This window comes from Vibrio sp. GLN_1, assembly GCF_043106015.1.
Classification (GTDB): domain Bacteria; phylum Pseudomonadota; class Gammaproteobacteria; order Enterobacterales; family Vibrionaceae; genus Vibrio; species Vibrio parahaemolyticus.
Window position 1 is genome coordinate 1 of the sequence record NZ_JBICMD010000018.1, and the last position, 20,327, is coordinate 20,327.

The window sequence follows — 20,327 nt, forward strand, 5'->3', positions numbered from 1 at the left end:
CCACCTGATCCCATTCCGAACTCAGAAGTGAAACGAAATAGCGCCGATGGTAGTGTGGGGTTTCCCCATGTGAGAGTAGGACATCGCCAGGCTTTAAATTTAGACTTAGGTCTAACCAGTGCGGAGCGGTAGTTCAGTTGGTTAGAATACCGGCCTGTCACGCCGGGGGTCGCGGGTTCGAGTCCCGTCCGCTCCGCCATTTATTTGAAAGCCCTGCTAGAAATAGCAGGGCTTTTGTCGTTTTAGGGGCTGTCATTTTCCCTTCCAAGAGAAGTCATACCAATCTGGAAAATTAACTGGTCAGGTCTACCCATCTTCTCGAGCATATTTTGGTGACTCTTTTGGAGCAATCCAAAAACCGATACTATGCATCGCAGACTTTGGAGATGATGTCGTCGTAATCAGTAAAATATTGATTGGCTAAATCGCGTTGCCTCAACCAACGCCATACTTGTTCGATAGGGTTTAGCTCTGGAGAATAGGGTGAAAGTTTGATGACACTGACATTTTAAAGTCATTGGCAATTTCTTCTGTATGTCATCCTGCACCATCCATTACAACGACGGCGCGACATCCCTCCTCCGTGACTACCAATATTTGTTTTAAGTGCTCTATCAGATGCCTTTATTAACCCAGGGACAATGATAGCCTCACTAATTCCTTTTCTGGGACAGACTGAACCGAACAGATAAGCATACACAAATTGTTATTGCTTCTCGGCTCTTGGGCGAGCTGCTTTTTCAGTCCATAAGTGTGTTGTCGTGTTTTGTTGCCCAAATCTGGCTTCGTCCTGAAACCAGGCATCAACACACTCTAAAGCTATATGTTCTGGGATCTTAAGGATCGTTTCGATTTTGATTTTTCAACCCTCCTGTGCTTGGCTTTTCTTGCCGTTCTTCAAGAAAACTTTGGACCAACTTATTGACACTGGTTCGGCTTACCTTGAGAAACTTGACGATTTGTGTGCGTGAGTACCCATCATTTGAAATGAGCAAGGGCCAGCAGTCTCATTTTCATCTGAATGGATTTTTGCTGACTTGCGAGCTTTTTAAAGTCGATATTAAGGATGTCATGATGGTGGTTTAGGTCGATAAATAGCGAACACATATAGAGCACTTTTTACTAATAGTTATAAGGGTTTTAGATAGGTGAGTTTTTAGCGATGTTATTATGGAGAGTGCGTAGGCCTGAGGCTTTTTAGTAGTAAAGAGGCTATCGTGGTAAGAAATGAGTTATTTATTTTTAGGAAACCCTTTGTATTTTTAAGTGACCGGCTTGATAAAGCTTAAGATCTGGCAGGTTTTCGTAAGCTAGGGTGACTTGATTGCGTCCTGAGTGCTTTGAATAGTACATCGCTTTATCGGCCTCGATTAGAAGCTCTTTTGCGTTGGATTGTTGTGAATTCAACTCTGCTACACCAATACTAACAGTGGTCGTAATTTCAACGTCATCGACATGACAGATCGTTGCTTGTATAGCTTGGCGTATGCGCTCAGCTACTTCATACGCTTGAATCGCATTCGTATCTGTTAAGATTACTGCGAACTCTTCTCCTCCCAATCGACCTATAAAGTCGCTGCCACGAATGACTCCTTGGCAAACGTGAGCAATGCGAGTGATAACATGATCACCAGAAAAATGGCCAACTCTATCATTAATATCTTTGAAGTGATCAATATCGATCATCAAGCATGAAAGTGTTTTAGAACGTTTTGTATGTTGAATGATCGCATTATCTAAATTGGAGATAAACGCCCGACGGTTGAGAAGACCAGTAAGTGCATCAGTTTCTGATAATTGTTTAAGGCGTTGTTCTAGCAAATGAGTCTTGGTGATATCACGTACAGACCAGATCACCAGTTTGTTTGCATTTTCAGGAGCGTTAACTGGTTTGATAATCGCCTCAAACCACATTTCTTCTGGATTTTCCAACGCTTCTAGCTCTTCTATAGGCAGGAGTAGGTGGTCATGCAGAGAAAGGTTGTATTTCACGACTTTCGTTTCGTTATCTTGCATAACGTCAAAAATAAACCCCATGAGTTCATCTGCTTTGGTTGGGGAAAGGACATCGCTAAGCTGTAAGCCAGTGTAGCGTTCTGCGTTGAACGTTTTGGAGTGGTGGGTACCACCAAAGCTTTCAATATAGCGCCCGCTTTCGTCTAGGATAAACACATGATCCGGTAGGGTGTTTAAAATGGCTTCTAACCATGTTTCCCTTTCTTGATAAATCATGTGGTTACTTTCCTTCTTCTCGGCAAGTAGCCGATTATATAGGTTTGTATTGATGACACAATCAATATGGATCACATAATGGTTTATCGATTCAGCTAATCTGTGTGTGTTAGCTTTTGAGCTGTTTGAGTGAAATTTTTATAGCACTTTGTTTCGTGCGGGTGTAGGCTCTTGCCTGTATATTTTTGAGACAAAAATTCATGTTATATCTCTTGTTTAAAAACTTCGTAAGAAGGCTGAACTCCGTGCATAAAACGCGATGAAGTGTTGCTCGGAGTCATAAATTATCTTCATCAGATGTGGAAATACGTGCACAGCTAAGCTGGAAAATGCGTAGGTTGTATTACATCTGAGTAAAGACAAGAGACTGCCGGTGATATTTCATCACCGGCTTTTTTGTATCTGAAGTTTGAAATCAGATATGAAGTTACCCATAGTTGAAATAGGGGCCGGTATGTAAGTACCGGCCCTTTTTATTTGGTAAAAAACATGAGTGTGTTACACGTTAAAAATATGTCCTATCAGGTTGTTGATCATCACCTATATAGCCATTCCCACTTCACTATTCATGCTGGAGAGCATGTAGGAATCACCGGTGCAAACGGAGTAGGAAAAAGTACATTGTTAAAGTTGCTTGTTGGTGAAATTTCTGCCGATGAGGGAGATATTCATTGGCAGCCAAACTTAGAGATTGGCTATCTTGATCAACATCTTGTGGTAGATAAAACTCAGACGATTAGAGAATGTTTACAATCGGCATTTAATGAGTTGTTTGAAGCTGAACGTGAATTATTTTCTTTGTATCAAGAGGTGGCTGAATCTGCATCGCCTTCTTTGCTTCGCCGAGTTGCTAAGTTACAAACGGAATTGGAAGCCCAAGGCTTTTACGCCTTACATGCCCAAATTGAAAGTGTATCCGCAGGGCTTGGTATACAGCAGTTGGGGCCGGATACTCTAATGAGTGCGTTAAGTGGTGGGCAACGCCATAAGGTCTTATTAGCGCGCTTATTGTTGCGTGAACCAGACGTCTTACTGCTAGATGAGCCGACTAACTATCTTGATGCAACTCATATTGAGTGGTTGAAGAGTTATCTCAATGCTTATGTAGGAACCGTACTATTGGTGTCTCATGATGTGAGTTTCCTGAATGCGGTTACTACCTGCATCTGTGATATCGACTATCAAAAAATCCAGAAATACACCGGCTCATACCACAAAGCAATGGCGCAAAAGCGACACAACAATTCGCTGTTGGAAAAAGAGTACCACGCACAGCAAGCTGAGATTAAGAAACTGGAACAATTTATTGCGAAAAATGGCGCAGGTGTGAATGCGAGCATTGCGAAGGGCCGTAAGAAACAATTGGATAAAATTGAAAGGATTCAGTTGCATAAAACAGATGCCGTGACTGAATTTGATTTTTCTTATGCGCCTATTGGACATCAAAGTGTTGTTAGTGCCGAAGCGTTGAGCATTGGCTATCAAACGCCTTTACTGTCACCGATTGATATCACTATCGCGCGAGGAGACAAGTTGGTGATTGAGGGCTTTAATGGCGTAGGGAAGTCGACATTGCTCAAAACGCTAATGGGGGAGGTGCTGCCACTCTCTGGTGAAATGGCGTTTGCACAAGGTCTTAAGATCGGTTATTTCGCTCAAGACTTATCTTGGCGTCATCCGGATCATACACCGGAGCAAGAGGTGTGTGCGGTCGATTCTTCAATCAATAGTAAATCGGCTCGTAAGCTGTTAGCACGCTTCGGGATAAAGGGTGATAAAGCACAACGTCGCTTAGAGGCGTTGAGTGGTGGGGAGCAAACTCGCGTTAAGCTTTGTTGTTTAGCAACACGAGGCTGCAATGTACTCATTCTCGATGAGCCAACTACGCATCTTGATACCAGCAGTAAAGATGCGTTGAAGCAGGCGCTACAACGTTTTGCGGGCAGTGTCATCTTGGTTTCACACGAGAAGGCATTTATCCAAGATTGGCCAGACAGAATCGTCGATATCGCGACCTTAGCGGAGCTTTCGTTGCAAGCGGAGGTTGAAGCATGATTCAGTCGATAGCGTTGTTCTTTATTGCATTTCTGGTAGGTGCTGACGAATTGCTGCTTGGCTCTATTTTAGAACCTATCGGAGGTGATCTTGGTGTTCCTCCGAGCCAGGTGACACTCTTTATTACGGCGTATAGTCTAGCGATTGCGTTTTGTGCGCCTTATTTAGGGCGTTGGTCGGATCGAGTAGGGCGTCTTCGCCTTATGCTGCCTGCTTGTTTCGTTTTTGGCATCTCCTCGATTCTGACTGGCTTGGTTAGCCACTTTGAATTGGCTCTAGTCACTCGTGTTGTTACGGGCATTGCTAGCGCAGGAATGCTGCCAATCGCATTTGCGTTGGCTGGTGATGCAAAAGGTGGGCGCTCGATGCGGCATATTGTGATGGTGCAAGCTGGATTGACATTAGGCATGATAACCAGCCCTGCTATCGGCGCACTGATCACACAGCTCTTATCATGGCGAGCAGCTTTTATCATTTTAGGGATGGCGGCACTTGCTGTTGGGGCCTTAGTTTGGGGATGCATGAGAGAGCCTCACGATCAGAACGAGCGGTTAATGACATTACCTCCCGTTATAGAGGCATTTCGCCTTCCTGGAGCGTTGGGTGCGATCGCGGCTATGTGTTTTGGCTTAGGTGGTGGTATTGGTGTATTCAATCTCATTGGGCTCAATATGAGAGATGTCGCGGGACTGTCGATAAGTTGGATTGGCATGATGTACGCAGCTTTAGGAATCGTGAGTGTTCTTGGAAATCTACTCACGACTCGAGCTTCTCATCGCCTTGGAAGTGGCCGAGTTGTAATGCGTATTGCGCTTGTGGTGTGCATGCCATGTAGCATCTGGGTATTTGCGTGTGGTGTGAGCCAATTCGTGGCCTATCTTCCCATATTGGCAATTTGGTCGTTGGCAGGCGGTATAGGCTCTCCGGCTCTACAGGCTTATATAGCGAGCTTATCGGATGAATATCGAGGAGTTCTAATGTCATCTGCGATGAGCATGATGCACTTTGGCGTCGCAATTTGGTCTGCGCTTGCTGGATTTGCCTATGATGTAGGGAGTGAATGGGTCGCTGTATTGGCCGTATTACTCTTTGGCTTCGCTATCGCAGCATTGAAGCCCATTCAGGAAACGGAGCAACTCCAGCGCTACTCATAAAAGAGTGTGAATCGCGTGATGCGAAAGTGTCACGCGTGTTTCTTCACTAATATTTTTAGATCAGTAGATAAAGAAAAGCCGCTACCCGAAGGTAACGGCTTGTTCCAAATACTTTTGAAATCCGGTCTTAGTTCATGCCGTATTTCTTAAGTTTCTTGCGAAGAGTACCGCGGTTGATACCCATCATAGTTGCTGCGCGAGTTTGGTTACCGCGAGTGTACTGCATGATAGTATCTAATAGTGGCTGTTCAACTTCAGCTAGAACTAATTCGTATAGTTCTGTTACTTCCTGGCCATTTAGTTGAGCAAGGTAGTTTTTAAGAGACGCTTTAACAGAGTCACGTAAAGGCTTTTGAGTAATCTGGTCTTGTGACGTTACTGTAGTTACTGTTAATGCTTCTGAAGTCAGATTTTGTTCGAACATATTCGGTCTAGCTCTTCTCTTAATTATGATGCAACGTTATCAAAATAACCTTCTAGCGCTTCAATTTGCAGCGGAGCTGCGTCGATAGCGTTGAAGGTACGGCGAAACTCACTCGCTTGTTCATGTTCTTTCAGATACCAACCTACGTGCTTACGCGCGATACGTGGACCTAAATACTCACCATAAAATTCATGAAGAGCATTCACATGACCAAGCATAATGGCTTTCACTTCCTGAGTGGGAAGCTCATCCATTGTGGTGCCGTTTTCCAAATAGTGATGGATTTCCTGGAAAATCCAAGGACGACCCTGGGCAGGGCGTCCAATCATTAAAGCGTCCGCACCGGTGTACTCCAGTACAAATTTGGCTTTCTCCGGGCTATCGATATCACCGTTCGCGATAACCGGAATTGAAATCGCCTCTTTTACCGCTTTAATGCTGTCGTATTCGGCCTCACCTTTGTACATACACGCTTTTGTTCTGCCATGCAGGGCAAGAGCTTGTATGCCGCAGTCTTCGGCTAATTTAGCGATTTGGACACAGTTTTTGTTTTCTGTATCCCAGCCTGTTCGGGTCTTTAACGTTACAGGAACGTCTACCGCATTCACTACCGCTTTCAAAATCTCTTCGATAATGGTTGGGTATTGAAGCAGTGCAGAGCCCGCCAGCTTCTTATTCACTTTTTTTGCCGGGCAGCCCATGTTGATGTCGATGATTTGCGCACCGTTTTCAACACTGAATTGAGCTGCATCTGCCATAAGCTGTGGATCGGAACCGGCAATTTGTACAGAGCGAATGCCCGATTCGCCTTCATGTACCATGCGCTGTTTCGACTTCGACGTTTTCCATAGTTTTGGGTTGGCGGACATCATTTCACTGACGGCCATGCCCGCACCATAACGAAGACACAACTCGCGGAACGGTCTATCCGTTACACCAGCCATAGGGGCTACGATTAGATTGTTCTTAAGTTGGTAGTTTCCGATTTTCAAAACGTCATCACAGTTCTGTGCCAGCAAGGGCGCGCATTTTACGCATTTTTTCACTGCGTGAAAAGACTAATATTTGAGCATTTACAAATTGTTTTTGTAAATTGTATGAATTTCAAACAATTAGCCCTGAAAACCTTGTCTAGCCTTGCTTACGACCAGAGATGCGACACCATTCGCTTTGCTCAACAATAGGGTCAATGTGAAGCTCATCACGGTAATAGCTTGCAACATCTTCCGCTTGCGTGTCCAAAACACCAGACATTGCTAGGGCGCCATTTGGCTTAACTAGGCCTTTAATGATTGGTGCAAGTTCACGTAGTGGGCCAGCAAGAATGTTAGCAACAACCACGTCTGCAATCAGACCTTCTGGTTGGTTTTGAGGAAGGTATACTTCTAGTTTTTCGGCAACGCCGTTACGCTCTGCGTTGTCTTTTGAAGCAAGTAGCGCTTGAGGATCAATGTCGATCCCGACAACTTTTTCTGCACCCAGTTTGATCGCTGCGATCGCAAGAATGCCTGAGCCACAACCGAAGTCGATAACGGTTTTACCGCTTAAGTCCATGCTTTCTAGCCACTCAAGACAAAGTGCGGTTGTTGGGTGAGTACCAGTACCGAATGCAAGACCTGGATCCAGCATTACGTTGACAGCGTCTGGTTCTGGCACTTCACGCCAGCTTGGGCAAATCCATAGGCGCTCACCAAATTTCATTGGGTGGAAGTTTTCCATCCACTCGCGTTCCCAGTCTTTGTCTTCAAGCTGTTCAACTTTGTAAGCAAAATTTTCTGCTAGCATATTGCTTGCTTTGATTTGGTCGATGATGAAGTTGGTATCGGCTTCTGCATCGTACAGTGCCAGAATGTCAGTATCGCCCCATAAGCGAGTCTCGCCAGGTAGAGGTTCGAATACAGGTGTATCCTGCGCGTCTAAGAAAGTTACAGACAGCGCACCAGTCTCTTCCATTAGCATGTCGCCGATTTGCTCGGCGTTTTCATTGGTCGCGTTGAGTTTGATTTGAATCCAAGGCATTTGTTTTTGCTCTTAAAGTGAATGAAGTGGCGCAGAGTTTACCAGAACTCTGCGATTTGTTTGAGTATAGACTTTATACAAAACAAAAATGCCCACAGATGTGGGCATTTATTTAGAGGTTCGCTGAGGCTTATTGTAGGCCTAGTTTCTTCTCTAGGTAGTGAATGTTCGCACCGCCGTGTTGGAAGTTTTCATCATTCATGATTGACACTTGCAGTGGCACGTTAGTTTTAATGCCTTCGATGATCATCTCACCCAGTGCATTTTTCATACGTGCAATCGCTACGTCACGGTTTTCACCGTAAGTGATCAGCTTACCGATCATTGAATCGTAGTGAGGTGGCACTGTGTAACCAGAGTAGATGTGCGATTCCCAACGAACACCCATGCCGCCTGGCGCGTGGAAGCGTTGAATCTTACCTGGAGACGGTAGGAAGCGCTCTGGGTCTTCTGCGTTGATACGACACTCAATCGCATGGCCGCGGATCTTGATGTCATCTTGAGTGAATGACAGTGGTTGACCTGCTGCTACGCGAAGCTGTTCTTTGATTAGGTCGATACCGGTAACCATTTCTGTTACTGGGTGTTCTACCTGAATACGAGTGTTCATTTCGATGAAGTAGAATTCACCGTTCTCGTATAGGAATTCGAATGTACCTGCGCCGCGGTAACCGATTTCAACACATGCACGAGTACAACGTTCGCCGATGTACTTACGCATCTCTTCAGTGATGCCAGGAGCTGGAGCTTCTTCCACTACTTTTTGGTGACGACGCTGCATAGAACAGTCACGTTCACCTAGGTGGATTGCACCGCCTTGACCATCAGCAATAACTTGTACTTCAACGTGACGTGGGTTTTCTAGGAATTTCTCCATGTAAACCATGTCGTTGTTGAATGCTGCTTTTGCTTCTGCACGAGTCATAGCAATAGCTTGAACGAGGTCTTTTTCTGCACGAACTACGCGCATACCACGACCGCCGCCGCCGCCAGATGCTTTGATGATAACAGGGTAGCCGATACGCTTAGCGTGAGCTTTGTTCTTGTCTTCGTCGTTATCTAGCGGACCGTCTGAGCCAGGTACACATGGAACGCCCGCTTTTTTCATTGCGGTGATCGCTGATACTTTGTCGCCCATCATGCGGATAGTGTCCGCTTTTGGACCAACGAAGATGAAACCACTGCGCTCAACTTGCTCTGCGAAGTCAGCGTTTTCTGACAAGAAGCCGTAACCTGGGTGGATCGCTACCGCGCCAGTTACTTCTGCTGCAGAAATGATGCGTGGGATGTTTAGGTAGCTGTCGATACCACGAGCAGGGCCGATACACACGGTTTCATCTGCAAGTAGTACGTGCTTAAGATCGCGGTCAGCTGTTGAGTGAACAGCAACGGTCTTAATACCTAATTCTTTACAAGCGCGAAGAATACGAAGTGCAATTTCACCTCGGTTCGCGATGACTACTTTGTCTAGCATAAGGCAAGCCTCGCTTATTCGATTACAACTAGAGGTTGGTCGAATTCAACTGGTTGGCCGTCTTCAACTAGGATTGCAGTAACAACGCCAGATTTGTCCGCTTCGATTTGGTTCATCATCTTCATTGCTTCAACGATACATAGCGTGTCGCCAGCGTTAACTTTTTGGCCAACTTCTACGAATGATTTCGCATCAGGACTTGGAGAGCGGTAGAAAGTACCAACCATTGGAGAAAGAACTTGGTGACCTGCAGGTACCGCTGCTGCTGCTGGAGCTTCAGCTGCTGGCGCGTCTGCTACAGGTGCTGCTACTGGCGCAGGTGCTGCTACTGGAGCTGCTGCGTAGTGAACTGGTGCTGGAGCTGCTGTGCCGTGACGACTGATGCGTACTGACTCTTCACCTTCAGAAATCTCTAGCTCAGCAATGCCAGACTCTTCAACTAACTCGATTAGCTTCTTGATTTTACGAATATCCATCTTTTCTTTCTCTTTTATCTTGTGATTAAGACAACCCCTGTGGGGTTGCAGAGTGTTAGGGTTACTTTGCCTGTAGCTTGTTAATCGCGGCAGACAGAGCGAATTCATAACCTTGTGCGCCTAAACCGCAGATCACGCCTTCTGCCTTATCAGACAGGTAAGAGTGATGACGAAACGGCTCACGTGCATGCACGTTCGATAGGTGCACCTCGATAAATGGGATGGCCACGCCAAGTAATGCATCTCGCAGTGCTACACTGGTGTGAGTGAAAGCAGCTGGATTGATGATGATGAAATCAATCTTACCGTAAGCGGCATGAATGGCTTCAATCAGTTCGTACTCACGATTTGATTGTAGGTGTTCCAATTCCACCCCTGCGTTGTGCGCTTGTTCAGTCAAAGCGTCCACAATTTGTGCTAGGGTGTTGTTACCATAGTGTGTCGGTTCACGCAGACCTAATAGGTTAAGATTTGGTCCGTTTAGAACAAGAATCCGTGACTTTGCAGACATTATGTTGCTATCTTCCCTTATCGTGAGTGGAACGTTTATATTCCCAAATATACGATAATTCAGCACGATTTTTTTGTTAAAACCGAGCAAATTTTAAAAAATCGACCAAGATTATAGCTAATTCATAGCAATTAGCAGCAATTTACTGGTCTAATCTCCCAATTGCCCGCCTCGTTTCTGTAACCAAGTTAACAAAAACAACATAATCACCATATCTATGTTGTGGTTAATTTGCGCCCAAAAGCAAAAAACCGCCATGCAAAGATGGCGGTTTTCGTTCACTGTTTAAAACAGGCTGGCGAGCTTATACCAGTTCTGCTTTTTCGGCGATGAGTTTGTCTACTACACTTGGATCGGCAAGCGTTGAAGTATCGCCTAGGTTGCTGGTATCACCTGTCGCAATCTTACGCAGAATACGACGCATGATCTTACCTGAACGAGTCTTTGGTAGAGAGTCTGTCCAGTGCAGTACGTCAGGCGTTGCAATTGGACCAATCTCTTTACGCACCCAATCTTTCACTTCTTTGTGCAGCTCTGCGGATGGGAACTCGCCATCGTTGAGCGTGATGTAGGCGTAGATCGCTTGGCCTTTGATGTCGTGTGGAATACCAACAATCGCGGCTTCGGCAATTTTATGATGCGCGACTAGCGCAGATTCAATTTCAGCGGTGCCCATACGGTGTCCAGACACGTTCAGTACGTCATCGACGCGGCCAGTGATCCAGTAGTAGCCGTCTTCGTCGCGACGCGCGCCGTCACTGGTGAAGTACATGCCCTTAAAGGTTGAGAAGTAGGTTTGTTCGAAGCGTTCATGGTCGCCGTAAACCGTACGCATCTGACCTGGCCAAGAATCAAGAATTACCAAGTTACCTTCAGCCACGGTGTCTTCAAGGATATTACCCATGTTATCAACCAGCGCAGGTTGTACGCCGAAGAATGGGCGAGTTGCTGAACCTGGTTTGAGATCTGTCGCGCCCGGAAGTGGAGCGATCAAGATGCCGCCGGTTTCCGTTTGCCACCAAGTGTCGACGATAGGTGAATTTTCGTTACCGATCGTTTTGTAGTACCACTCCCATGCCTCTGGGTTGATTGGTTCGCCCACTGAGCCCATGATGCGAAGGCTTGAGCGAGACGTGCCAGCAACCGCTTCGTTGCCTTTTGCCATCAGCGCACGAATAGCCGTTGGTGCGGTGTACAGAATGTTCACTTGATGCTTATCGACCACTTCGCTCATACGGCTTGTGTTCGGGTAGTTTGGTACACCTTCGAACAGGATGGTTTTCGCGCCGTTCGCAAGTGGTCCGTAGATAAGGTACGTGTGGCCAGTAATCCAGCCTACGTCTGCGGTACACCAGAAGGTTTCACCTGGTTGGTAATCGAAGACGTATTTAAACGTCATGGCCGCATAAACAAGGTAGCCACCTGTGGTGTGAAGTACGCCTTTTGGTTTGCCTGTCGAGCCAGATGTGTAGAGGATGAACAGTGGGTCTTCCGCTTTCATCTCTTCTGGTGGACAAACATCAGATACTTTTGCGGTTGCTTCGTGCCACCAAACATCACGATGCTCATGCCAATCTACATTGCCGCCTGTGCGTTTTAGTACCACAACTTTGCTGATGGTTTTTACTTCTGGGTTAGTGAGTGCTTCGTCCACGTTCTTTTTCAGTGGAACGGCACGTCCACCGCGCACACCTTCGTCTGCAGTGATCACAACTTTCGCGTCAGAGTCGATGATACGACCAGACAGTGCTTCTGGTGAGAAACCACCAAATACCACGGTATGCACCGCGCCGATGCGTGTACACGCCAGCATAGCGATAGCCGCTTCTGGCACCATTGGCATGTACAAACACACCACGTCGCCTTTGCGCACGCCTTGGTCTTTTAATGCGTTAGAGAACTTACACACTTCTTTGTGCAGTTCGTTGAAAGTCAGCGTTTTGTCGTCTGCTGGATCATCGCCTTCCCAGATGATTGCTACGTCGTCGCCGTGCTCTGCGAGATGACGGTCAATACAGTTTGCAGACACGTTCAGTGTGCCATCTTCAAACCAGCGAATGTCAACGTGGCCGGTGTCGAATGAGGTGCTTTTTACTTTGGTGAAAGGTTTGATCCAATCAACGATTTTGCCGTGCTCGTTCCAGAAGCCCTCTGGATCGGTGACCGACTGCTGATACATGGCTAGGTAGGTATCATTATCCGCGTGTGTATGAGTTTTAATATTTTCTTTTACCGGATAAACGTGGGCTTCGCTCATGGCTTCTCTCCTTGTGCCTTAATTCTCGGCCTTACACCAATCTACTTAAGATTCTGAATATGTATTTTTGTAGGGCTGTCTTTTGGTTCTTAAATACTCAGTCGTCCTAGAACGACGTTGTGCCTATAACTGTCAGTCACAGCGCGTATTTCCACAATTAGACTTTAGGATGAGACAGAGGGGTGTGCCGGAAAATGCTTGAAATAAAAGTAATTATGGGAGCTAGGTCAACAGGATTTATGTGTATGGCGCGGTGAGATTTGGCAGATCGCCCTTGGTGAGGCGCACAAAAACCAAGGCGGCAGAAATCGCATCTTGCAGCGCGTCGTGTTTATCTTGAATGGGCAGTTCAAGGTGCTTGCAAATCGCATCCAGACTTAAGTCGAAGTAGGCATTGGGTAAATGCCGTTCTAATTTGTCGTGATAAATCTGGCTGACTTCAATCAATGGGTTTGGCAGTGGGAAGCCGAGTTGCCTTTGGCAGGCAAGGTCGAGAATTTTTTTGTCATAGCGAATGTGATATCCGACTAAAGGACGGTTGCCGATGAACGCGAGCAGTTTCAGCAACGCTTCTTTCTCGCTGATACCATCAGCCAGATCTTGGTGGCGAATTTTATGAATTTTCACTGACCCAGAATCTAACGATTGGGGCGCACGTAAGCGTACTTCAAAAGGTTGACTGGTGAGGATGCGGTTGTCGATGATCTTGGTTGCCGCGATGGTTACCAACTCAGCACGGTTCGGATCAAGGCTGGTGGTCTCACAATCTAGAGACACAAACTCGGTTTTGTGTGGCGCACAAAACAGCGACTGATAAGGCGAGCCTTTCAGTTTGTAATGCCAATATTTGCGTTGTAACCAGTTCATCCTCTACGCCTCATTTTGACTTGTGTAAGCGCTTAATCGCGGATTTGATAGTGGAAGCCCAAGAACTGCTTAAACTTCTTCACCACATGCAAGCTATGACGCAGCAAGTCACGCTCGGTTCGGTCTAACTGTTTGATATCAATGTTGTTAAGTGTTTCTTGTTTACTCAATTGCTGATTAAGGCGAATCTTAAAGAACAGTTTCAACGCTTCGTTTAAGTTGTCTGCGGTCTCAGGTTCTAAGATGCGTTTTTTTCTTAGTGCTTCGATGCGTTCAAAGGTGTTTTTTTCTTCAATCGCATATTCCAACGACAAGGTGCGAATACCATGCACGATAGGGAAGATGCCACCACGTTTGATATCCAAACCATCCTTGGCACTTTTTACGTTGCCAAACAGAGTAAGGGGCACGGAAAATTGCAAAGCAGGGCGCGTGAAATCCGACAAAACCAGCATGCGATCTTTCATGCTGTCTCTGAGGTGATTTGCTATTGGGGTGAGAAGCTCTCGATTTCCTGCTACTGCATGTGCGTCACTGAAAATCGCCAAGTCCATGATTGGTTCAGGCTCCGCCTTCGCAATCCAATGATCTAAGGTGTGGATCCACTCTTGCTGCGTTTTGACCCATTTTGGGTTGTTGACCATCACTTTGCCGGGGCAGAGTGGGTAACCAAGCTGCTGCAGAGTGTGGGTGAATGATTGCATCACTTGTTCGCAATGCGGCCATTCTAGCCCGTCTTCAATAATGAGCGCGTTGTCTTGGTCGGTCTTAAGAATTTGCTCGCCACGCCCTTCTGAGCCCAGCACGATCAAACAACAGTGGTCGTGCAAAGCGGGTGGCACCACCAGTTCAAAGGCTTTTTCGATAATTTGTTCGTTTACCGCAGAGATGAGCTCCATGATGAAGCGAGTGCGGATGCCGTTTCTCAGCAAGCTTTCTACCAGTTGACGTTGGCGGTTTGAGGCCAACGCCAGTTCTTCTACGCTGCTTGCTCGTGCAATGCTGAGTGTTAACACGTGGGAATGCGTCGAAAACGCGCTGAGAATCTGTGTCATGTCGAGCATGCCCACCGCGCGATTGCCTTCGCAGACCATCAAACGCTTCATGCGATTACGTGTCATGGTGATCATGGCGTTAAACAGAAAATCCCCGTTATCAACATGGTAGACAGGGAAAGTTGCGATCTCACCTACAGGTGTGTCCACGGCGCAATTATCCAACATAACCGAGTGCAGCATGTTGGTACGAGTCACGATGGCGTACGAGTGAGCTGACGGCCATTTTTCCAATCGCGGGTCGTCGTCATGGAGCTGAACCAATGCAGCATCGATGCCGTTATCTTTTAGAGTTCGAGTTACCTCGTTGATTGGCGTTTCTGGCGCGAGGATCATCGGCGGATGATAAATGCTGTTATCGACTTTGGTCAGAATGAATTCGGCCAAGTTTTGCTGTTGCTGCGCGGCTTCGATGAGTTCTTGTCGTTTGGATAAGTTGTTGTCGAAGTAAGCCGCGAACTGGCCATTCTCGTTATAAAGCTCGAGAAAAACGTCTTTTGGTAGCAAGTACGAAAGGGTGTCTTCCAGCGCGATGTATTGATGTCGAACGCATTCTTCAAACAGTGAACGCACATCAAACATGTCGTCATTGGCGTAGTGAGCGAACACTTCGGATTGGTCTTTAGAACGCTCTTCGACTGCGCCTTTGATCAATATGTGCAAGTGAGGGTTGGTCTGCCCGCTAGATAAAATGACATCTCGAGTTCGATAGTACGCCACATCTAAGGACGAGCGCAGCCGAGTTTGCTGAGCATCGGTCAGACGATCGAACGGGGGAGATTGCATATTAAATTTGTCAGGCATGGAGACACCTAAAATTGGGAGGAACACAGTATAAGTCTGACAAATTTCTTGCCGTAAGCCAGACGACTTTGGTCTAAACCGCTGGACATTGATGGGCGAATTTGGCGCATCAAAAGTCAGAATGACATCGAGGAAACGGTAAGTTGCCTATTCTTCCCTTTTTCTAATACGCATAGCGATCCATAATCCACGGTTCGAGCGATGGTGTTCCCGTTTTAGGATATTAGTAATGTTGAAACCTTCTCCGTATGGCTGGATTTCCCAGTACTTTCTCGGATTCTTTTTTGCGTATGGCGTTTACCTGCCATTTTGGTCGTTGTGGTTTAAAGAACAGGGCGTTTCTTCCACGGACATTGGTTTACTGGTTGGTTTAGGTTTGGCGACACGCTGCGTGGCTAACCTCGTCATTACCCCTCGTGTACACCGAGTTGAACATCTAATGCCAACGTTGCGTTGGTTGAGCTTTGCAGCCCTCATTTTTGTTGGTTTCCACTTTTTTACGGGCGGCAGTTTTTGGCTCATGGCATTGGCAACGGTGTTGTTTAACTTGTGTTGTGGTCCGGTAGTTCCGCTATCAGACGCGATGGCAAACTACTACGCTCGCTTGAAAATGTTGGATTACGGGCGCACGCGTTTGTGGGGGTCTATAGCCTTCATTGCGGGTTCAACGGTGGTGGGTTTCCTTGTCGCAGAATTTGGCTCGGATATGATTCTGTACACCGCGATGGTGGGGGTGTTCTTTTCATTGCTTTTCGCGATGCGCAGCATCAATCCAATGCCTGTCACTCGCGGTGACCAGCATGCTGAACGTCCGAAATTATCTGCACTGCTTACCGATAAATCAGTGGTGAAGTTCTTGGTTTTGGTATCGCTTATCCAAGGTAGCCATGCGGCGTACTACGGCTTTAGTGCCATTCACTGGAAAGCGGCGGGTCACTCAGAAGACGTGATCGGCTACTTGTGGAGTCTGGGCGTTGCGGCAGAAGTGGCTGTGTTTGCATTGAGTAAGCGTCTGTTTGCTGGTTGGGCGCTGCGCACGCTGTTTATTGTTGCAGCTTGTGGTGTGATGATGCGTTGGGGCATGACCGCTGCAACAACGTCTATCGTTGCGTTGGTTATCGTGCAACTTCTGCACGGTGTGACATTCGCGACAGCGCACATTGCGGCCATTCAATACATCCAAAACTCTGAAGAGCACAAAATGGTGGCGCTGCAAGCGCTATACAACGCGATCCCGCTTGGCGCATTTATCGCGCTGATGACGGTGCTCAGTGGTTGGGGATACGAGCACTGGGGCGCGTTGGTGTTCTGGGGTATGGCGGCAATGGGTCTATTGGCGCTGTTCATTAAATTGGACCCTCAAGAGCCTAGCCACAACGTGGTGGATGTGTCTGAAAAGGCACTTGAAACACAGAATTAGACTTCTGTGACAAAGGTTAAAAACTAATCTTTGTCTCCATTGTGAAAGCAGTGTTAAATGAAACCTCTCCCTCAAGGAGAGGTTTTTTATTTTCTGTAAGAAAAGCTAGAAAGGATATCGGATGCAAGGATGGCTGGTGGTTCCCGTTTCTTTGGCGTACTTGGGAGCCCTATTTATAATCGCGTGGTACGGAGACATACAGAAGCGCTGGCTCGCCCGTTGGCGACCGTGGATTTATAGTCTCTCGATTGCGGTGTACTGTACCTCGTGGACCTTCTACGGCACGGTCGGACAGGCGAGCAGCAATCCTTGGTCTTTCTTGCCCATCTATATCGCGCCGATTTTGGTGTTTACCATCGGATGGCGGGTTCTGGCTCGACTCATTCTGATCGCGAAGCGCGAACACATCACTTCCATCGCTGATTTTATTGGTGCCCGTTACGGAAAATCGCAAGGTTTGGCGGTGGTCGTCACATTGATTGCGGTGGCAGGGATCTTGCCTTACATCGCCTTGCAGCTGCGTGGCATCACCATGGGGTTGGAGATCATCGCCCCGGAATTGGCGACCGATTTTGGTTATCAGAATGACAGCGTGTCTTGGTTTGTCGTGGTGGCACTGGCCATTTTTACCATGTTGTTTGGTACTCGCCATATTGATAACACTGAGCATCACCGTGGGATGATGATGGCGATCGCGTTCGAATCCATCATCAAATTGCTGGCGTTTTTGGTGGTGGGGATTTTCATTGTCTGGCTGGCGATGAGTACTGAAAACTTGAGCCTGATTGAAGTGGCTTCTGAAACCTACCAGTCGCCAAACATTCCAACCTTATTGATTCATACTGTGCTGACCATGTTGGCAATTGTCTGTTTGCCGCGTCAGTTCCACACCATGGTGGTGGAAAATGAACGTGCGCAAGACTTGCACGTTGCGCGTTGGTTGTTCCCGCTGTATCTGATTTTGATGGGCGTATTTGTGTTGCCAATCGCGTGGGTCGGGCAAGGGTTATTGAGCGGAACATCTGCCGATACTTACGTGATCAGTGTGCCGATGGCGGTGGGGGCAAGCGAGATTGCGCTACTGGCGTTTTTGGGCGGTACCTCGGCGGCGAGCGGTATGGTGATTGTATCAACCATTGCTTTGGCGATCATGGTATCGAACGACTTAGTGATGCCGCTGATATTACGCCGAATGCGCTTGGCGCAGCGCAACCATCACCATTTCTCGGAGCTTTTGTTGCGTATTCGCCGCGCTCTAATTCTGATTTTGTTGATTGGTGCATGGGGATTTTATCAGGCTTTAGATAGTATCCACTCACTCTCTGCGATAGGTTTTCTCTCGTTTGCAGCCATTACCCAGTTTGCTCCTGCATTGATTGGCGGTATGTATTGGCGTCAGGGTAACAAGAAAGGCGTTTATGTTGGCCTCGCGGTCGGTTTTACGATTTGGTTGATTACCTTAATGAGCCAAACCGACATGTTGGCTGGTAATGCCAGCAACAACTTTTTGATTTGGTTAATCACGCCGCCAGAGATGCTGTCGAGCTTCGACATTGCGATTTCGGATTGGGGCATGATCATGAGTGTGGTGGCGAACGCGGTGTGTTTTGTCGCGGTGTCTCTGGCGACGCGTCCAAGCCTAAGTGAGCGCTTACAGTCGGCGTCTTTTGTCGGAACACCGCTGCCTGAAAGCGAAAACATCAGCTTGTACCAAAGTCGAGTTACCGTGGCTGAGTTGGAAATGCTTGCCTCGCGCTTTGTTGGCCGCACTCGGGTTAAAGTGGCTTTCCAAGCCTATTGGAGTCAGCAGCGAGAGGAGTTGTTACCGAACCAACAAGCGCCGTCTTCGTTGATTCGTCACACTGAACGCGTATTGGCTGGGGTGTTTGGTGCCTCTTCCGCTAAGTTAGTACTTACTTCTGCGCTGCAAGGCAGAAATATGCAGCTTGAAGAAGTCGCAACCATCGTTGATGAAGCATCCGAGTTGTACGACTTTAGCCGCGGATTACTCCAAGGGGCGATTGAACATATCGGCCAAGGGATTGCGGTGGTCGACAAACAATTGCGGCTGGTGGCGTGGAACCAGCGTTACCTAGAGTTATTTGTATTCCCGCCCGGATTAATTCAAGTCGGCCGACCGATTGCTGATGTGATTCGCCACAATGCTGAGCAAGGTTTGTGTGGCCCCGGCGATCCAGAAGACCACGTACGCCGCCGCGTGTATCATCTTGAGCAAGGCACGCGACATACATCTTCCCGTGTGCGCCCTGATGGACGAGTGATTGAAGTGCAGGGTAACCCGATGCCCGGCGGTGGTTTTGTAATGAGCTTTACGGACATCACCGTATTCCGCGATGCCGAGCAAGCGCTGAAAGACGCCAATGAAACGTTAGAAGAACGAGTACGCGCGCGCACTAGAGAGTTGGAGCAACTCAACAAGCAGTTGGTGGCAGCGACGCAGCGTTCGGATTTGGAATCGAAATCGAAATCACGTTTTTTAGCGGCCGTGAGTCACGACTTGATGCAGCCGCTCAATGCCGCCCGTTTGTTTGCGTCTTCACTTTCTGAAGTAGCCAAAGACAGCGAAACCCGCAAGTTGTCGGCACACATCGAAAGTGCGTTAGGCGCGGCGGAAGATTTGATCGGAGATTTGCTGGATATTTCGCGTTTGGAATCGGGTAAGTTGGAAGTCAATGTGCATGGCTTCGCGGTCAACGATGTTCTGGCGAACCTCAATGCGGAATTCAGCGCATTGGCTAAACAACAGGGGATCGAGTTCACTATGATCCCATCTTCTCTAATGGTGAAATCGGACCCTAAATTACTGCGTCGTGTGGTACAGAATTTCCTCACCAATGCCTTCCGTTACAGCCCAAATGGTAAAGTCGCGCTGGGAGTGCGCCGAGTTCAAGGACGTGTTCGCATTGATGTGTGGGATAACGGCATGGGCATCGAGGAAGAAAAACAGCAGGAAATTTTCGAGGAGTTTAATCGCGGAACGCAAGTGCGCTCCGATCAAGGTTTGGGATTAGGCTTGGCGATTTCCAAAGGGATTGCGCAGGTGTTGGGGCACGAAATTTCAATGCGTTCGTGGTTTGGTAAAGGCAGCGTGTTCTCAATAACCTTGGATAAGGCTCATCACGTTCAGCCACACCCTGCGAAAGTCGATACCAGTCCTCAATCCGAGTTGTGCCACTTGCGAATTTTGTGTGTCGATAACGAACCTGACATTTTGGTCGGAATGGAAAATCTGCTCTCTCGTTGGGGGTGTGACATACGGGTTGCGACGGATCTCGTCGAAAGTTTACAAGCGCTCGAAGGCGATTGGGTGCCAGACGTCATTTTCTCTGATTATCGATTGGATAACGGACGTACGGGGTTAGAAGTGTTGCAACAGTGTCGTTTGCGTCTAGGGAATCGTTTTGAAGGGGTGATCATCAGTGCTGACCGTACTGACGATATGATGGAAGGCATCAAAGCGAACGGTTTCAGCTTTATTGCCAAACCAGTTAAGCCACTTAAATTGCGCTCGGTGCTCAATCGAGTCGCGTAGCTTCGGTAAGTTGAATGCATGAGCCA

The 20,327-nt window shown here is 47.4% G+C and carries 14 protein-coding genes, 1 tRNA gene, 1 rRNA gene and 1 pseudogene; 6 read left to right on the top strand and 11 right to left on the bottom strand.

Annotation, left to right across the window (positions count from 1 at the left end):
- Together rrf and ACF8OV_RS10825 are read left to right on the top strand one after the other, a co-directional pair.
- Positions 1-92, top strand: a 5S ribosomal RNA gene (rrf, locus tag ACF8OV_RS10820); the annotation flags it as partial.
- 30 nt (positions 93-122) lie between these two features.
- Positions 123-199 (top strand) — tRNA-Asp (locus ACF8OV_RS10825).
- A 93-nt stretch (positions 200-292) separates the two neighbouring features.
- On the opposite strand, the pseudogene ACF8OV_RS10830 reads toward ACF8OV_RS10825, so the two are convergent.
- Positions 293-1,107: pseudogene (locus tag ACF8OV_RS10830) on the bottom strand (IS630 family transposase).
- A 135-nt stretch (positions 1,108-1,242) separates the two neighbouring features.
- Positions 1,243-2,232 carry a sensor domain-containing diguanylate cyclase gene (locus ACF8OV_RS10835; protein WP_203504993.1) on the bottom strand — a complete coding sequence of 330 codons (990 nt, stop codon included), beginning with the start codon at positions 2,230-2,232 and terminating at the stop codon, positions 1,243-1,245.
- A 489-nt stretch (positions 2,233-2,721) separates the two neighbouring features.
- Here ACF8OV_RS10835 and ACF8OV_RS10840 point away from each other — a divergent pair, with 489 nt between their 5' ends.
- Positions 2,722-4,287 (top strand): ABC-F family ATP-binding cassette domain-containing protein, encoded by a 1,566-nt coding sequence (locus ACF8OV_RS10840; protein WP_203504995.1) that lies wholly within the window; start codon positions 2,722-2,724, stop codon positions 4,285-4,287.
- A complete protein-coding gene (locus tag ACF8OV_RS10845) occupies positions 4,284-5,441 on the top strand; it encodes an MFS transporter (protein WP_203504997.1) in 1,158 nt (385 codons plus the stop codon). Before ACF8OV_RS10840 ends, ACF8OV_RS10845 begins: the two co-directional genes overlap by 4 nt.
- 127 nt (positions 5,442-5,568) lie before the next feature.
- On the opposite strand, the gene fis is transcribed toward ACF8OV_RS10845, so the two are convergent.
- From fis to ACF8OV_RS10890, 9 genes are all read right to left on the bottom strand, one after another.
- The gene (gene fis / locus ACF8OV_RS10850) at positions 5,569-5,865 is read right to left on the bottom strand and encodes a DNA-binding transcriptional regulator Fis (protein ID WP_000462885.1); all 297 of its coding nucleotides are present in this window, start codon (positions 5,863-5,865) and stop codon (positions 5,569-5,571) included.
- A gap of 23 nt (positions 5,866-5,888) precedes the next feature.
- Positions 5,889-6,857: a tRNA dihydrouridine synthase DusB gene (dusB, locus tag ACF8OV_RS10855; protein WP_031809783.1), complete on the bottom strand. Its 969-nt coding sequence runs from the start codon at positions 6,855-6,857 to the stop codon at positions 5,889-5,891.
- 139 nt (positions 6,858-6,996) lie between these two features.
- On the bottom strand, positions 6,997-7,884 hold the full coding sequence (gene prmA, locus ACF8OV_RS10860) for a 50S ribosomal protein L11 methyltransferase (protein WP_203504999.1): 888 nt from the start codon (positions 7,882-7,884) through the stop codon (positions 6,997-6,999).
- Positions 7,885-8,014: 130 nt separating this feature from the next.
- The gene (gene accC, locus ACF8OV_RS10865) at positions 8,015-9,358 is read right to left on the bottom strand and encodes an acetyl-CoA carboxylase biotin carboxylase subunit (protein ID WP_005496442.1); all 1,344 of its coding nucleotides are present in this window, start codon (positions 9,356-9,358) and stop codon (positions 8,015-8,017) included.
- Positions 9,359-9,372: 14 nt separating this feature from the next.
- Positions 9,373-9,834 (bottom strand): acetyl-CoA carboxylase biotin carboxyl carrier protein, encoded by a 462-nt coding sequence (gene accB, locus ACF8OV_RS10870; protein ID WP_025593988.1) that lies wholly within the window; start codon positions 9,832-9,834, stop codon positions 9,373-9,375.
- A gap of 61 nt (positions 9,835-9,895) precedes the next feature.
- Positions 9,896-10,345, bottom strand: coding sequence for a type II 3-dehydroquinate dehydratase (aroQ, locus tag ACF8OV_RS10875; RefSeq protein WP_005478606.1), 450 nt, complete (start codon positions 10,343-10,345; stop codon positions 9,896-9,898).
- A 304-nt stretch (positions 10,346-10,649) separates the two neighbouring features.
- Positions 10,650-12,602 carry an acetate--CoA ligase gene (acs, locus tag ACF8OV_RS10880; RefSeq protein ID WP_005458005.1) on the bottom strand — a complete coding sequence of 651 codons (1,953 nt, stop codon included), beginning with the start codon at positions 12,600-12,602 and terminating at the stop codon, positions 10,650-10,652.
- Between the two features lie 237 nt (positions 12,603-12,839).
- Entirely contained in the window at positions 12,840-13,469 is a 630-nt protein-coding gene (locus ACF8OV_RS10885) for a 3'-5' exonuclease (protein ID WP_005478580.1), read from the bottom strand.
- Positions 13,470-13,501: 32 nt separating this feature from the next.
- The gene (locus ACF8OV_RS10890; RefSeq protein ID WP_203505001.1) at positions 13,502-15,328 is read right to left on the bottom strand and encodes a DUF294 nucleotidyltransferase-like domain-containing protein; all 1,827 of its coding nucleotides are present in this window, start codon (positions 15,326-15,328) and stop codon (positions 13,502-13,504) included.
- Between the two features lie 229 nt (positions 15,329-15,557).
- On the opposite strand from ACF8OV_RS10890, the gene ACF8OV_RS10895 reads away from it, so the two are divergent.
- Together ACF8OV_RS10895 and ACF8OV_RS10900 are read left to right on the top strand one after the other, a co-directional pair.
- A complete protein-coding gene (locus ACF8OV_RS10895; protein ID WP_005458010.1) occupies positions 15,558-16,748 on the top strand; it encodes a 3-phenylpropionate MFS transporter in 1,191 nt (396 codons plus the stop codon).
- Between the two features lie 121 nt (positions 16,749-16,869).
- Positions 16,870-20,301 (top strand): PAS domain-containing hybrid sensor histidine kinase/response regulator, encoded by a 3,432-nt coding sequence (locus ACF8OV_RS10900; RefSeq protein WP_031816499.1) that lies wholly within the window; start codon positions 16,870-16,872, stop codon positions 20,299-20,301.
- Positions 20,302-20,327 lie beyond the last annotated feature (26 nt).